The sequence below is a fragment of the Allobosea sp. AAP35 genome, assembly GCF_001295925.1.
Taxonomy (GTDB): domain Bacteria; phylum Pseudomonadota; class Alphaproteobacteria; order Rhizobiales; family Beijerinckiaceae; genus Allobosea.
Window position 1 is genome coordinate 34,512 of the sequence record NZ_LJHQ01000040.1, and the last position, 15,008, is coordinate 49,519.

Consider the following 15,008-nt stretch of genomic DNA (forward strand, 5'->3'; position numbering starts at 1 on the left):
AAATGGGCCCACCCGCCCGGGCGATGGTCCATAGCACCGGCCGAAAATCAAGGGTGCGAGTGGTCACGCCTTTTTGATCCAGACCTTATTGTCATGGAACGCGGCGCCGCCGAAAGGCGCGGGACCGTCGGCGCCAGTGATCGTGTTGATGCCGCGGCCATGCCGGTGGGCGGCGTTGGGCCAGATGGATTCGGCGATGACGACGCCTTGCACGACGCCGGCAAACAGCACGGCCGCCAGATGCACGCTGCCACGGCTGTTGCCGACGATGACCTCGTCGCCCGCCGCGATGCCCAGGCGGGCCGCGTCATCGGGATGCAGCATCAGTGTCGGGCCGACCTCCTTCTTCACCGAACTCGGGGTCTCGGTGAAGGTCGAGTTCAGAAAGCTGCGGGCCGGGCTCGTCGCCAGCCGGAACGGGTGGTCGGCATCGACATTGTCGAGCACGTCCCACTGGTCGGGCAGCGCGGGCATCCGGTCCCAAGGGCCGACCGGGCCGGCATTGGCGTTGGGGACCTTCGGCCAGTCCGGCTTGAAGCGGAATTTGCGGTCGCGGTAGCCGAAGCCGTCGAGATAATGCGCGGTGCGGAAATCCGGCTGTATATCGATGAAATCATTGGCGATCAGCTCGTCGAGCGTGCCGCGCCCGGTTTCGCGCATCGTCCAGTCGACGATCTCGCGCGGCGTCATCTCGAAGCCGCGATGCTGCGCACCCAGCCGTTTCGCGAGTGCGCAGATGAGGTCATGGTTCGAGCGGCATTCGCCCGCCGGCTCGACGAGCTTGCCACCCCACATGATGTGCTGGTGGCCGCCGCCCTGGTAGAGGTCGTCATGCTCCAGGAACTGCGTCGCCGGCAGCACGATGTCGGCCATCCGCGCGGTTTCGGTCATGAACTGTTCGTGCACGACCGTGAACAGGTCCTCGCGGGCAAAGCCCTGCTTGACGAGTTCCTGCTCGGGCGCGACCGAGACCGGGTTGGTGTTTTGGATCAGCAGGGCCCGCACCGGCCCGCCCTGACGCAGCGCGGTGGCGTCTCCCGTCAGGATGCGGCCGATCTGCGACTGGTCGAGTTCGCGCACGCTCCGATCGCGGACGTCGAGGCCCTCGATCAGGCTTTTTCGCCAATTGTAGATGCCGCTGTTGCTGTGGAAGGCGCCGCCGCCCTCATATTGCCAGGCGCCGGTCACCGTCGGCACGCAGAGCGCCGCATGCATCGAGACCGCGCCATTGCGCTGCCGGGCGAAGCCATAGCCGAGGCGGAAGAAGCTGTTCTTGCGCGTGCCGACGAGCGCGGCGAATTCCTCGATCTGCGCGACGTCGAGCCCGGTGATCGCGGCAGCCCATTCGGGGGTGCGGCTCTGGAGATGGGCCTCGAGCTCTTCGGGCGCGTCGGTGTGGGCGGCGAGATAGGCCCGGTCGGCATGGCCATCACGGAAGAGCACATGCATGACGGCGCAGGCCAGCGCCGCATCGGTGCCCGGCCGCAGCACCAGGGCAAGGTCGGCCTGGGCCAGCGTCGCATTGTGGTAGATGTCGATGGCGACGATCTTGGCGCCGCGCGTCTTTCGCGCCTTGATCGCGTGGTGCATCACATTGACCTGCGTGTGCACGGCGTTCGTGCCCCAGATCACCACGCAGTCGGACTTGGCCATTTCGCGCGGATCGGGCCCCGCCAGCCGACCCGTTCCGGCGATGAAGCCGGTCCAGGCCGTGGTCGTGCAGATCGTCGAATACTGGCCGGAATAGCGCTTGGCATGCCGCAGGCGGTTGATGCCGTCGCGCATGACGAGGCCCATCGTGCCGGCATAGTAATAGGGCCAGACGGCCTCGGGGCCATGCTCCGCTTCGATGGCGAGGAAGCGCTGCGCGATCTCGTCGAGCGCTTCGTCCCAGGAGATGCGCTCGAACTGGCCCGAACCCTTGGGGCCAGTCCGCCGCAGCGGGTGCAGCAGCCTGTCGGGATGATGGATGCGCTCGGCGTAGCGGGCGACCTTGGCGCAGATCACGCCGTCGGTGTAGCTCTGGCGCCTGCTGCCGCGAACGCGACCGATGCTGCGCCCGTCGATGACCTCCACCTCCAGCGAACAGGCGGAGGGACAGTCATGCGGGCAGGTCGAGGGGTGATGGGCGATGCGAGGCAGTTCCGTCATATCGCCTTGGTAACGCATGGCTCGAAAAAGGGAACCGCTGTCAGGCGTGGTTCGAGCTCCATGAGACGCAGCCTGGATTTCGAGACGCCTCTCGCGGGAGCGCGCCTGTCAACCTCGGGTTAATCCTAATGGTTCAGCTTGGCGGCATCAGGTCATGAGTGGCGCCGTTGCGCCGGAGTTGAGTTCCATGCGTAGCGTTGCGTTTCTGACGGGCCTCGTCGCCTGCCTCCTGCTGTCACCCGCGGACCGCGCCGCCGCGCAGTCACCCGAGTACAGCACCCTCACCTCGCCGCAATCGGCGCAGAACTGGACACTGACGCTGGGTGCCGGCCTGCATCGCCAGCCCGATTACCTCGGCTCCAACGACTACATCTTCCGCCCCAAGCCGATCATCTCGCTCGGCAGGGGACTGAAAAGCACCTGGTGGTCGGCCGAGGACGACGCCATCTCGATCGGGTTCTTTTCCGGTACCGCCTGGCGGGTTGGCTTCTCCGGCAATCTGCTGTGGGAGCGCAAGGCCAGCACCAATCGCGCCCTGATCGGCGTGCCGGACGTCAAGTTCGGGGCCGAGGCTGGCGCCTTCGTCGAATTCTACCCTGCCTCATGGTTGCGCGCCCGCGTCGATCTGCGCCGGGGCATCGTCGCCCATGACGGCCTCGTCGCCGAGATGAAGCTCGACGCCTTCGCCCGCATCAACGACACTTGGAAGCTCGGCATCGGGCCGCGCATGGTCGTCACCAGCGCCGATTATGTCCGGACCTATTTCGGGTCGATCCCGGGCGCGGCCGGGACCGGCGGTCTGCTGCAGCGCTTCAACAGCGGCGTCCTGTCCTACGGCGCCATTGCCCAGGCGACCTACTACTGGTCCGAGCGCCTGCAGACCACGGCCTATGTCGAATACAAGCATCTCGTCGGCGATGCCGCGAAGTCGCCGGTCGTACGCGGCTTCGGCTCGCGGGATTCGATCACGGTCGGTGTCTCGGCGAGCTACGCCTTCGATCTGGGCTTTTGACCATCGCTCAATCAACGCCTGATCGTCACGCGTCCGGCGTCCAGGGGACCATGCGCAGCACAGTGCCGCCAAGCTGCGCGAAGGCGCGCTGGCGGCAGGAGAAGACGATGATCTGCTGGTCGCTGGCCTGGCGGTGCAGGGCGTCGAACATCCGCTCGATCCGGTCGTCGTCGGAGTAGACCAGCGCATCGTCGAGAATGACCGGCGCCGGCTGGCCATCCTTGGCCAGGAGCCGCGCGAAGGCGAGCCGCGTCAGCACCGCGAGCTGTTCGCGCATGCCGCCGCTGAGCAAGCCCACCGGCTCCTCCAGTCCGTTGCGGCTGACGGTGCGAGGCAGGAGCGTTTCCTCGTCGAAGGTCACGCTCGCACCCTCGAAGAGCAGCCCCAGCAAAGGTCGAAGCTCCGCCATCACCGGCGCGAAATAATGGTCGCGTGCCTGGGTCCGCGCCGTCTGCAGCGCATCGCGCAGGCGCGTCAGCAGGGCGACCTCCCGCTCCAGACTGCCAAGCCGCGTGCCTGCCGCGGCCAGCCGGTCCAGCACCTCCTGCCACGCCTCCTCGACGGCCGCATCCGCCCGCGCCCGGATCCGGCCGTTCAGCTCGGCGGCCTCCTCTCGCAAGCTCGCGATTTCAGTGGCCGCGCCATCGACGACCGAGCGCATCCGCCTGAACTTCGCCTCCGCTCCGGCGAGATCGGTGGCGCTGGCGCGCAGGGTCTCGACGCGCGCCTGTGCAGCCTCCAAGATCGCTTCGGCCTGGGCCAAGTCGTTCGCCAACTGCGCCTCATGGGCCGCGCGCCCGTCCGCTGCGCCCAGCACCGCCACCAGCCCGGCCCGCTCCGAGGTGACGCTCGCCAGCGCCCGCTCGGCCGCGACGACCGCCGCCCCGGCTTCGTCGCGCGCGCTCTGGGCCGCCCGCTGCGCCCCGCGTGAGGCCGTGACGCGCGCCTCGGCCGTCGCCAGGCTTCCGCGCACGGCTTCGGGATCGCCCTTGATCTCGGTTGCGGCGAGGCTTTGCGCCTCGAGCCTGGCGATCGCCTCCCGCAACGCAGGCAGCCCGTCGGGCGCGAGCAAGGTGAGCCGTTGCCGCGCCAGATCGAGGCGACCGCTCAGGTCGCGCAAGGCGCTCTCGCGCTGGCGCGCCTCTGCCAGATCGGCGACGCCCAGCGCAGCCAGCAGCGCAACCCGCCGCGCTAGCGCCTCGGCCAGACCGGTCTCCCCCTCGCGCGCCTGCGGCAGGGTCAGGCTAAGCGTCCCGACGCCCTCGATCTCGATCGTGGCCTGGCGTGTCAGCGCGCGCTCCTCGCCATCGGCCAGCGCCACGCCGTCGAGCCCGATCGTGCCCAGCGCGCCGGCGCGGTAGTCGACCCGCAGCAGCGGCATCTGCGCCGTCTGGGCCGCCCGCAGCCCGACGAGCGCGGTTTCGGCCGCCTCCAGCTGCTTCACCGCGCCTGGGGGCAAGGCGAGCGCCTTCACCTCGGCCTGGATCGTCTCGACCTCCACCCGGCCGGCTTCGGCACGGGCATGATCGTGCTGCAACCGCGCCAGTTGCTCGGCGGCCGCACGCGCCTGCATCGATTTCTCTAGTCGGCTCAGGAGATCGCGCGCTTCGCGTTCGGCAGCTTCCGCTTCCTCGACAGCACGGGTCGCCTGTTGTCCGGCCTCGCGCGCCTCGCGCTGTTGGGACGCGGCCGCGTCGCGCTGGGTCAGGCTATCAGCCTCGCGCGCTTCGAGCAGCCCGTGCCGCGCCAGATTCTGGCGATAGATTTCGAGCGTCTGGCGTGCCGCATCGAGATGGTTTCGCGCCAGCGCCGCCTCGACGTCCGCCGTCTTCAGCGCCTCGCCCTGGGCCTTGGCGGTCGTCCAGGCCGCTTCCGCCTGGAAGAGGTCGCGCAGCCGCATGCCCTGCTGGTCCGGGTCGTCGAGCGCGGCCAGCCTTGTGCGCAAGGACCGACGACGGTCCAGCGCCTCGCGCAGTTCACGGACCTCCGCCGAAAGCCGCTTCTCGGTTTCGACCAGCCGGTCGCGCTCCTCGATCGCCTGCGCATAGGCACCGCCGGTCTTGGGCCGCCCGGTCGCCGTCACCAGAACCGACAATTCGGTTTCGCAGGCTGCCACCGCCTGGGCCATGCGCCGGCCCCCGGTCAGCGATTCGACCTCACCCTGCACCGAGGTCAGCACGGATTCGCGCGCGCGCTTCTCGCCCTCCTCGTCCTTGGGCGAGCGCCGCTCGATGCCGGTGATGCCCTGGCGCACCCAGAGCAGCCCCGCCGGCCCGCTCGTGCCACCCTGGACCAACCGCGCGATGAAACGCTCGGCCTCGTCAGCCTGCGCAATGATGCGGCCCGAGCCGCGCTCGCGCACCATCGCGCGCCTTCCGCCGTAGAACTGCTTGGTCAGCCGAAAGGCGCCCTCGCCCGTGGCGATGTCGGCCTCGACCAGCGGATTGCCGCCGCTATAGGGCCGCAGGGCCTGCACGGCGCCGGGCGTGCCCGTATGGGGCTGGAAGAACAGCGCATGCAGCGCGTCAAAGCAGGTCGATTTGCCGAATTCATTGGCGGCGCAGAGCACGTTGACCCCGTCGCCGATGCCCTCGACGGCAACGCCCTGCCCCGCGAATCGACGGACATTGTAAAGCCGCAGCGCCGTCAGCTTCATGACGGCATCGCTTCGCAATAGGTGAACAGCCGGACCAGGCCGTCGCGTGCCGCCTGGCGCTCGCCGGCTGGGCGATGGTCGTCGAGGCTTTCGGCCAGCAGGAGATCGGCCGCCTGGCGCAACGCCCCGGCCCGGTCGATCGCGTCGAGATCCGCGCTCTCGCAATCGGTCGCCAGCGCCTCGGTTTCAAGCACGAGATGGGCAAATTCCGGCGCGACATGCGCCGCCGCGGCATCGAGCGCCGCCCGCGCTTGCGGCCGCAACCGCCCCGTGGCGATGACGCGCAGCAGCGTCTGCCGTCGGACGGGGCCCAGGGGCAAGCGCTCGGCCAGGAGGCCGGCCGCATCGTCGCCGGAGATCAGGTCGAGCGGCAGGCTGCGCCAGTCGAAGCTGCCGGTTTCAACCGGCGTGACGTCTGGCATGGCCCCGGGCGCAGCCAGCGAGACAAGCAGCGCCCGGCCGGGCTGATCATGCTTGAAGCGGTCCGGCTCGGGCGCGCCGCTGTACCAGCTGCGCGGGCCGATCTGCATCTGGCCGTGCCAATCGCCGAGAGCGAGATAGTCAAGCCCGGCACGATGAGCCCGATCAGGGGCGATGATTTCGAGCCCGATCCCATCCTCACCGAAGCTCTGGATCGCGCCATGAGCGAGCCCGATACGCAGGCTGCCATCGGGCGTCGCGGCGCTGTCCAGCCAGTCGGTCAAATCGCGCCCGGGCCGGCGGGTGGTGCACGGCGCTGGCAGGACGACAATGCCGGGCTCAAGCGCGATCGGTGAGGCGTCGGTTGCCAGCAAGACATGAGCCGGCAATGCAGCGCGCGCCGCCGCCCATAATTCATCCGCCTGCAGCGAATCATGGTTGCCCGGCAGGACGATCCAGCGCAGCGGCGCATGGCTTTCCATGGCCGCCAGCGCCTGGCGCAGCATGGCGGGGCTTGGCGTCTCGGTGTCGAAACAATCACCCGCGAGCAGGATGGTCCCGGCTCCGCCGGCCCGCGCCTGCGCCGCCAGCCGGTCGATCACGCCGTGACGCGCCTCGCGCAGCCGGCCGCGCAGCTCTTCCGGCATATTGCCGAAGCGCTTGCCGATATGCAGGTCCGAGGAGTGGAGAAAGCGGAACATCAGGCCTCGCTGCGGGCGGGTGCGCGAATCCGCTCCCGCCTTCACACCGACACTGCGTGGCTTTGCTGCGTTTGGCGACCCACCCGGAGACCTGGCCGGCTTGGCCCAAGCCCGTCAGGCGCCGGCATCACGCGAAAAGATCCGGCTGCCCTGCCCTGTGCAGCGGCTTTGCGTCCTCGAGAGCGTCGAGAAAGGCGTTTGCCTCGCGTATGATGGTTGCGACGCGGTCGGCCGGCATCTTGTCCAGCGTCTTGTAGGGCATCGCCATGCGCGGATTGTTGCCGAGCCTGCCGCGGTTCTCGATCAGGAAGTTCCAATAGAGCGGGTTGAACGGGCAGGCGCCTTCGCCTGTCTTGATCTTGGGGTCGTAGACGCAAGACCCACAGTAATTCGACATCCGGTCGATATAGGCCCCCGACGCCGCATAGGGTTTCGAGGCCAGAAGCCCGCCATCGGCGAAGAGCGCCATGCCATGGGTGTTGGGCAGCTCGACCCATTCGAAAGCGTCGGCATAGACGGCAAGATACCACTCCTCGACCTCGGCCGGGCGGATGCCGGCGAGCAGCGCGAAATTGCCGGTCACCATCAGCCGCTGGATATGGTGAGCATAGGCGTTGCGCCGCGTATCGCCGATCGCGTTGGCCAGGCAGTTCATCTCGGTTTCGCCCGACCAGTAAAACCAGGGCAGCGGCCGCTCGGCGGCAAGGGCGTTGGTCTGCGCATAGCCGGGCATCTCGAGCCAGTAGATGCCGCGGACATATTCGCGCCAGCCGAGAATCTGCCGGATGAAACCCTCGACCGCGTTGAGCGGCGCATGGCCGGCGCGCCAGCCGGTCTCGGCTGCGAGACAGACCTCGCGCGGCAGCAGCAGGCCGACATTGAGATAGGGCGACAGCAACGCGTGGAAGATGAAGGGCTCTCCTTCAGCCATCGCATCCTGATAATCGCCGAAGAACGGCAAGGCGTCGGCGATAAAATGATCGAGCGCGGCGAGAGCGTCGTTACGCGTGACCGCCCAGCCGAATCCGTCGAGATCACCGAAATGATCGGCGAAACGCTCGGCCACCAGGGCGATGACCTCGGCGGTGACCGCATCGGGGCGCGTCCGCCCGCGCGGCGGCAGCGCCAGCGACGCCGGCAGGCGCTTGCGGTTCTCGGCGTCGAAATTCCACTGCCCGCCGACCGGCGCGTCGCCCTCCATCAGCAGGCCGGATCGACGGCGCATCTCGCGGTAGAAAAACTCCATGCGATAGGCTTTGCGCCCATCGGCCCAGGCGGCAAAGTCGGCGCGCGAACACAGGAACCTGTCATCGTCGCGAATCGCGACCGGCAGGCCGATATCGCGCGACCAGTCGTCCATCATCCGGCGCACCCGCCATTCGCTGGGCTCGGTGACGACGACCCGATCGGGTGCGTGACGCGACACCGCGCGCGCCAGCTCGCCGGTGAAGGAGCCCGTGTTGGCCGGATCGTCGAGCCTGACATAATCGACGCTCAGCCCCTCGTCGCGAAGCTCCTGCGCGAAATGCCGCATCGCTGAGAGAATGAAAGCGATCTTCTGCTTGTGGTGGCGAACATAGGTCGCCTCCTGCCCGACCTCGACCATCAGCACGACGTCGCGAGCGGCATCGATGCCGTCGAGCGCCGCGACGTCGCGGCTCAGCTGGTCGCCCAGGATGAGGACCAGCGTTTTCAACGGGCAGGCCTCTGCAAGCACCAGCAGCTCACTCCGGATCGAAGCAGTCCCATCACAGCGCTCCTGGCTTTGCGACGGTTACGCCGCGCGTGACGGAACGGTTCAGCGGCGCGCCGATCGGACGAGGCCGGCGGGATTGGCGCAGGCGCGGCTGTGGCGAACGGGGCCGCGACCTCGACCGGCTATGGCTGCGGCGCCGCGACCTGCTGTCGGTCCCGAGCGAAGCGGGCTTCCACCGTGGCGATATAGGCATCCCGCGACGGTCCCAGATGCTGGCGGCAGAGGGCGACAAGGCGGTCACGGTCGCCATTGGCCAGCGCCTCGACCATCGCGGCGTGCTGGTCGCGGGCCAGGCGCAGATGCTCGGGGCTCGCGGCGGTAATCGACCGCGCGCCATGAACCTTCTGCGCCATCGCCTGGATCAACTCGACGAGATGGCGATTGCCGCAGGCGCGAAACAGCGTCTCGTGGAACCGCATATTGGCGCGGAACGCCGCCCGCGCATCGGCGCATTCGACCGCCACCGCATGCTGTTGCTGGACGGCGTGCAACTCTTCCAGGATCAGGCCAGACAGCGGAAGCGGGATTTGCTGCGCGGCCAGCGTCTCCAGCGCCTCGCGCACCGAATAGATCTGCCGCACCTCCACGGGATCGAGCAGCTTCACGACCGCGCCCCGATTGGGGATGCGCTCGACAAGGCCGACACGCTCCAGATCGGCCAGAGCCTCGCGCACGACATGGCGCTTCACGGCAAGCCGTTCGGCCAGTTCCTCCTCGACCAGCCGCTCGCGCGGCAGGAGCCAACCGAGGACGATCTCCTCCTCCAGCATGGCCGCGACATCGCGCACGCGCTCGGTGGTCTGGGCCTTGAGGGCGGTCCGCTCCTTCAGGGAAGACATGCTCATTCCAGCTTATAACTCTTCGACATAATTGTTGACAATCCTGGCGTCGGTCATATTCCTAACCGCCATGAGCACGTCCGACGATACCCCATCCTTGAGGCCCGCTGCACGCGGCATGCGCCGCAATCTCGCGACCTATGGCGACCCTGGCTTCTCGCTGTTCCTGCGCAAGGCTTTCATCAAGGCCGCCGGCTTTTCCGACGATGCGCTCGACCGGCCGATCATCGGCATCACCAACACCTTCAGCGACTTCAACCCCTGCCATGGCAATGTGCCTCGGCTGATCGAGGCGGTGAAGCGCGGCGTGATGCTGGCGGGCGGGTTGCCGATGGAGTTCCCGACGATCTCCATCCACGAATCCTTCGCCAATCCGACCTCGATGTTCCTGCGCAATCTGATGGCGATCGACACCGAGGAGATGATCCGGGCCCAGCCCTGCGATTCCGTCGTGCTGATCGGCGGCTGCGACAAGACCGTTCCGGCCCAGCTCATGGGCGCGGTCTCAGCCGATGTTCCGGCGATCCAGCTCATCACGGGGCCGATGCTGGTTGGCCACCACAAGGGCGAGATCCTCGGCGCCTGCACCGATTGCCGCCGGCTCTGGGGCCAACATCGCGCCGGCCAGATCGACGAGGCCGAGATCGAGGTGCTGAGCGGGCGGCTCGCGCCGACGCAGGGCACCTGCATGGTCATGGGCACGGCCTCGACGATGGGCTGCCTGGTCGAGGCGCTCGGCATCGCGCTGCCGGGCTCGGGCACGATTCCCGCCACCCATGCCGACCGCATCCGCGCCGCAGAAGCCAGCGGGCGCGAGGCCGTGCGGCTGGCCCAGGGCAGCCCCAAGCCGAGCGAATTGCTGACCAAGACCGCGTTCCGCAACGCGCTGACCGTGCTGCAGGCGATTGGCGGCTCGACCAACGGGCTCGTCCATCTGGCGGCGATCGCGCGCCGCGCCGGGCTCTCGATCGATCTCGAGGAGTTCGACGCTATCGGCCGCAAGGTGCCGGTGCTGATCGACCTCAAGCCCTCCGGCGATCACTATATGGAGCATTTCCACTGGGCCGGTGGCGTGCCCAAGCTGATGAAGGAGCTCGGCGACCATCTCGACCGTTCGGCCCCAACCATCGACGGCCGCACCATCGGCGAGATCGCCGACGCGGCCGAGGACGTGCCCAACCAGACGATCATCCGCACCACCGCAAGCCCGGTGAAGCCGACCGGCGGCATGGCCGTGCTGCGCGGCAACCTCGCGCCGGGCGGGGCCGTGATCAAGCATTCGGCTGCCTCGCCTGCCCTGCTGAAGCATACCGGGCGCGCGGTGGTCTTCACCTCGGTCGAGGACATGGTTCGCCGGATGGACGACCCCGATCTCGACGTGGCGGCCGACGACGTTCTCGTTCTGACGAATGCCGGTCCGCGAGGCGCTCCCGGCATGCCCGAAGCCGGCTATATTCCGATCCCCAAGAAGCTGGCCCAGGCTGGCGTCAAGGACATGGTCCGGATTTCGGACGCCCGCATGAGCGGCACGGCCTTCGGCACGATCGTTTTGCACATCACGCCGGAATCGGCCGTCGGCGGCCCGCTCGGCCTCGTCCGCAACGGCGACATGATCCGGCTCGATGTCGAGGCCCGCGAGATCGCACTGCTGGTCGACGATGCGGAACTGGAACGACGCAAGAGTGAGTGGCAGCCGCCGGCCCATCTGGCGGAACCCTCGCGCGGCTATCGCCACCTCTATCTCACCACCGTCCTGCAAGCGGATGAGGGCTGCGACTTCGACTTCTGCTGACGACTTGGACTTCTGCTGACGGCCAGCCCGGCCCAAGCCTTTCCACCGAGACTGGAGCCTACCGGTCCGCCCTGCCCCTTTGGAGAAAACCCCATGATCAACCGTCGCCTCGTCATCGGTGCGCTCGCTGGCCTGTCCATCGCGCTGCCCGCCACGGCCTTCGCCCAGGCCTATCCGCAGAAGCCGATCACGCTGATCGTGCCCTATGCGCCAGGCGGAGCGACCGACATCATCGGCCGCGTCGTCGCCGAGGAGATGTCGAACAGCCTCGGCCAGCGCCTGGTTGTCGAGAACCGGGCCGGAGCCGGCGGCAGCGTCGGGGCGGCAGCGGCCGCACGCGCGCAGCCCGACGGCTACACCCTGCTTCTGGGCGCGCTGACCAGCCATTCGATCAATATGAGCCTGCAGGCGAAGCCCGGCTTCGACCTGAAGAAGGAGTTCGTACCGGTCGGGCTCGCCGGCAATGTCGGGCTCGCGCTCGTCGTCCACCCGTCGGTGCCGGCCAAGACGGTTCCCGAGCTGATCACGCTGATCAAGGCGAAACCCGACGACTATTCCTACGCGTCTTCGGGCCAGGGCTCGCCGCAGCATCTCTCCGGCGAACTGTTCAACCTGAAGGCCGGCACCAAGATGCCCGTCGTGCCCTATCGCGGCTCCGGCCCGGCCATGACCGACATGGTCGCCGGCCAGGTCAAGATCATGTTCGACACGATTCCCGCCGTGCTGCAGCATGTGAAGGGCGGCTCGCTTCGGGCGATCGCGACCACCGGCACGGAAGCCTCGACCTTCATGCCGGAGACGCCGACCGCGATTTCGCAGGGGCTCGCCGGCTTCGAGGTCTCGTCCTGGTTCGGCCTGCTCGCGCCGACCGGTACGCCGCAGCCGGTGCTGGACAAACTCAATGCCGAGCTGAACAAGGCCTTGCAAAGCCCGAAGCTGAAAGAGGCGCTGGCGCTGCAGGGCGTCGTTCCCGCGCCGAGCACGCCTGCCGAGGCCGCAGCCCGGATCGACGCCGAGATCACCAAATGGGGCGAGCTGATCAAGTCGAGCGGGATCAAGGCCGAGTGAGCGTACTGGAACATACGCTGTGAGCGATCCCATCCAGACACTCGCCATCGTCGGCGCCGGCATGATCGGCGCCAGTTGGGCGGCACTTGCCAGCGCGCTTGGCGTGGCCGTCCGCGCCTATGATCCCAATGCGGAGGCAGAGGCGCGCTTCCTGTCTCAAGTCGAACGGGCGCGGGCTCAACTGGCCGAGCTCGGGCTAACCGGGACCGGCAATGTCTCCTTCTTCAGCAGCCTCGCAGAGGCGCTGGAGGGGGCCGGCTTCGTCCAGGAAAACGGGCCGGAGAACGAGGCGGTCAAGCGCAAGCTGCTCGCCAAGATCGACGCCCTGCTCCCGCTGGACGCCATCATCGCCAGTTCGACCTCGGCGCTGGTCCGCAGCAGCATCGTCGGCGATTGCGCCAGGCCGGGGCGGATCATCGTGGCGCATCCGTTCAATCCGCCGCATCTCGTTCCGCTGGTCGAGATCGTCGGGGCCGACCCCGATGTCGTGACGCGGGCCGCGGATTTCTATCGCGCGCTCGGACGCCGCCCGGTCGTGCTCAACCGCGAAATGCCCGGGCACATCGCCAACAGGCTGGCCTCGGCGCTCTATCGCGAGGCGGTTCATCTGGTCGAGCAGGGCGTGGCGAGCGTCGCCGACATCGACGCGGCGCTCTGCAACGGTCCTGGCCTGCGCTGGGCCCTGATGGGTCCGCACATGACCTATCATCTCGGCGGCGGCGAAGGCGGAATCGCCGGCTATCTCGCCCATCTCGGGCCCAGCCAGGTGCGGCGCTGGGAATCGCTCGGCAATCCGTCGCTCGATGCCGAGGTCCAGGCCAAGATTGTCGCGGGCGTCGCGGAGGAAGCGGCCGGCCGCTCGATCGCCGAGCTGGAGGCGCGCCGCGACGAGGGCTTGCTCGCCCTGCTGAAGACCCGCACGCTGGTCAGCGACTGACAAGGCTACCCATGACCGATATGACCGAAGCGGGCCCGCGCATCGCCCTGATCCATGCGCTCGAGGAATCCGTGCTGCCGGCGCGAGCGGCCTTTGCCGCGCACTGGCCGCAGGCTAAAGCCTTCGACCTGCTCGACACATCGCTCGCGACCGATCTGGCCGCCCGCGGCAGGCTCGACGAGGCGATGACCGAGCGCTTTCTGACGCTGGGGCGCTATGCGGCGGCAACCGAAGGCACGGCCGGGCCGGCGCAGGCGATCCTGTTCACCTGCTCGGCGTTTGGGCCGGCGATCGACGCCGTCAAGCGCGCCTTGCCGATCCCGGTGCTGCGGCCCAATGAATCCGCCTTCGCCGAGGCGCTGGCCTTGGGCGGACGGATCGGCCTGATCGTGACCTTCGCCCCCTCCCTGCCCGCGCTGACGCAGGAACTCAACGTGATGGCCGGCAAGCCGGTCGATGTCGCCGGCATTGTTGTCGAGGGCGCGCTGGCGGCGCTCAAGGCCGGCGATGGCGCCACCCATGACCGCCTGGTGGCGGAAGCGGCTGCCCGCCTCACGGGGGTCGACACGTTGATCCTCGGCCAGTTCTCGCTCGCCCGCGCCAAACCGGCAATCGAAGCGGCGACGGGCCTGCGCGTCGTGACGACGCCGGAGGCGGCCATTCGCGGGCTGAAACGGGCTCTACAGAACTGAAGGGGCGACCGCCCTTATCGAGACAGTTCGCCCCACACCGCGGTGAACCTCGCGGTGCGCCGACGCATTTGCGACGCGGGGCCATCTCATCTGGATTGCCGATCCAGCCATGCGTGATGCTGAGACAATTGATCGGCAGGCAGAATCCGGTGATCTTGGGTCAGGACGGGTCAGCCGCTTGACTCGACATGGCGGCGACGAAAGCGGGCATCAGTCACACAGCGACGGGGGGAAGTTCATGAGTCGGCGTATTCAGCAGTTGTTGCCCCATTCAACGATGCTGGCCGCCCTGGCCATCGTGGCCGCCTTATTCTCGACCCGGGCTGCTCAGGCGCAGGATCGCGATGGCTGCTTTGAGCCCGCCCCCAGGTGCCTGACCTCCAGCCAAAGCTGGCGTGGTCCAAACCTTACCGTTAGGCTGACAAATCGGTGCAATGGGCGCGTCTATGCCCGGATATGCACCCAAAAGCAGCGTGGCGGGCCCGATTGCGGAGCGTTCGGCATTGTTCCAGGCCGTTCGCATACGTGGCACACGGTCAACGCCGCACCCGGCGGCAGCTCGCAATATCGATATATCGGGTCGCGGCTGATGCAAAAAGACTGGGTCTGCGCCGGCAAAGCGCGCAACTGGCGTGAGCCGATGAGGTTCTAGATGTGTCCAGGTCTGATGATGGCCCGGTTTGCCCAAAGTCGGCGCGGGAACTCGCCGAGCAACACCCGCTCTTGATCGGCAAGCCGTCAGCCCAATCATCACTCTTGCCACGATCGCCTCTCCCGCGGCGCCGCCTTGCTGCAAGTTGCGCCGGCTCGGCGCGACTCGATCGCGCGGGGTGATGGCATGGTTGCGTGTCGATCGTATCGCCCTTAATCCTCGTCTTCCCTGGCCCTGCCGGTCTCGACCAGGATCTCGCGTTTTCCGGCGTGGTTGGCGGGGCCGACGATGCCTTCGTGCTCCATCCGCTCCATGATCGAGGCGGCGCGGTT

At 67.9% G+C, this 15,008-nt stretch carries 11 protein-coding genes; 5 read left to right on the plus strand and 6 right to left on the minus strand.

All coding sequences use genetic code 11. The features are described 5' to 3' along the window. Positions 1-63: 63 nt before the first annotated feature. Positions 64-2,151 carry a molybdopterin oxidoreductase family protein gene (locus tag IP69_RS14005; RefSeq protein WP_054143458.1) on the minus strand — a complete coding sequence of 696 codons (2,088 nt, stop codon included), beginning with the start codon at positions 2,149-2,151 and terminating at the stop codon, positions 64-66. Positions 2,152-2,338: 187 nt separating this feature from the next. Between IP69_RS14005 and IP69_RS14010 the strand changes: the two genes are divergently transcribed. After that, positions 2,339-3,163, plus strand: a complete 825-nt coding sequence (locus IP69_RS14010; protein ID WP_054143448.1) for a MipA/OmpV family protein — start codon at positions 2,339-2,341, stop codon at positions 3,161-3,163. Positions 3,164-3,188: 25 nt separating this feature from the next. Here the strand turns inward: IP69_RS14010 and IP69_RS14015 are convergent, their stop codons facing one another. The 4 genes from IP69_RS14015 to IP69_RS14030 all read right to left on the minus strand — a co-directional run bounded on the left by IP69_RS14015 (position 3,189) and on the right by IP69_RS14030 (position 9,541). Beyond that, positions 3,189-5,819: a DNA-binding protein gene (locus tag IP69_RS14015; protein ID WP_054143449.1), complete on the minus strand. Its 2,631-nt coding sequence runs from the start codon at positions 5,817-5,819 to the stop codon at positions 3,189-3,191. Next, positions 5,816-6,940, minus strand: coding sequence for a metallophosphoesterase (locus IP69_RS14020; protein ID WP_054143450.1), 1,125 nt, complete (start codon positions 6,938-6,940; stop codon positions 5,816-5,818). The genes IP69_RS14015 and IP69_RS14020 overlap by 4 nt, the downstream gene beginning before the upstream one ends. Positions 6,941-7,067: 127 nt before the next feature. Next, the gene (locus tag IP69_RS14025; protein WP_082359323.1) at positions 7,068-8,636 is read right to left on the minus strand and encodes a cryptochrome/photolyase family protein; all 1,569 of its coding nucleotides are present in this window, start codon (positions 8,634-8,636) and stop codon (positions 7,068-7,070) included. A 182-nt stretch (positions 8,637-8,818) separates the two neighbouring features. Beyond that, entirely contained in the window at positions 8,819-9,541 is a 723-nt protein-coding gene (locus IP69_RS14030) for a GntR family transcriptional regulator (protein ID WP_248306835.1), read from the minus strand. 112 nt (positions 9,542-9,653) lie between these two features. Here IP69_RS14030 and IP69_RS14035 point away from each other — a divergent pair, with 112 nt between their 5' ends. The 4 genes from IP69_RS14035 to IP69_RS14050 all read left to right on the plus strand — a co-directional run bounded on the left by IP69_RS14035 (position 9,654) and on the right by IP69_RS14050 (position 14,024). Next, complete coding sequence (locus IP69_RS14035; protein WP_248306837.1) at positions 9,654-11,327, plus strand: IlvD/Edd family dehydratase; 1,674 nt, start codon at positions 9,654-9,656, stop codon at positions 11,325-11,327. A gap of 93 nt (positions 11,328-11,420) precedes the next feature. Further along, a complete protein-coding gene (locus IP69_RS14040; protein ID WP_054143453.1) occupies positions 11,421-12,395 on the plus strand; it encodes a tripartite tricarboxylate transporter substrate binding protein in 975 nt (324 codons plus the stop codon). 19 nt (positions 12,396-12,414) lie between these two features. Next, positions 12,415-13,332 (plus strand): 3-hydroxyacyl-CoA dehydrogenase NAD-binding domain-containing protein, encoded by a 918-nt coding sequence (locus IP69_RS14045; RefSeq protein ID WP_082359324.1) that lies wholly within the window; start codon positions 12,415-12,417, stop codon positions 13,330-13,332. An 11-nt stretch (positions 13,333-13,343) separates the two neighbouring features. Continuing rightward, positions 13,344-14,024, plus strand: coding sequence for an aspartate/glutamate racemase family protein (locus tag IP69_RS14050; RefSeq protein WP_349236299.1), 681 nt, complete (start codon positions 13,344-13,346; stop codon positions 14,022-14,024). 864 nt (positions 14,025-14,888) lie between these two features. On the opposite strand, the gene IP69_RS22525 is transcribed toward IP69_RS14050, so the two are convergent. After that, positions 14,889-15,008 (minus strand): DNA translocase FtsK (locus tag IP69_RS22525; RefSeq protein ID WP_156323464.1); only part of this gene is annotated, 120 nt, incomplete at its 5' end.

Coding starts and splice junctions, on each gene's coding strand:
- IP69_RS14040 (WP_054143453.1), top strand. CDS start 11,421: ATGATCAACCGTCGCCTCGTCATCGGTGCGCTCGCTGGCCTGTCCATC.
- IP69_RS14030 (WP_248306835.1), bottom strand. CDS start 9,541: ATGAGCATGTCTTCCCTGAAGGAGCGGACCGCCCTCAAGGCCCAGACC.
- IP69_RS14020 (WP_054143450.1), bottom strand. CDS start 6,940: ATGTTCCGCTTTCTCCACTCCTCGGACCTGCATATCGGCAAGCGCTTC.
- IP69_RS14035 (WP_248306837.1), top strand. CDS start 9,654: ATGCGCCGCAATCTCGCGACCTATGGCGACCCTGGCTTCTCGCTGTTC.
- IP69_RS14015 (WP_054143449.1), bottom strand. CDS start 5,819: ATGAAGCTGACGGCGCTGCGGCTTTACAATGTCCGTCGATTCGCGGGG.
- IP69_RS14010 (WP_054143448.1), top strand. CDS start 2,339: ATGCGTAGCGTTGCGTTTCTGACGGGCCTCGTCGCCTGCCTCCTGCTG.
- IP69_RS14050 (WP_349236299.1), top strand. CDS start 13,344: ATGACCGATATGACCGAAGCGGGCCCGCGCATCGCCCTGATCCATGCG.
- IP69_RS14005 (WP_054143458.1), bottom strand. CDS start 2,151: ATGACGGAACTGCCTCGCATCGCCCATCACCCCTCGACCTGCCCGCAT.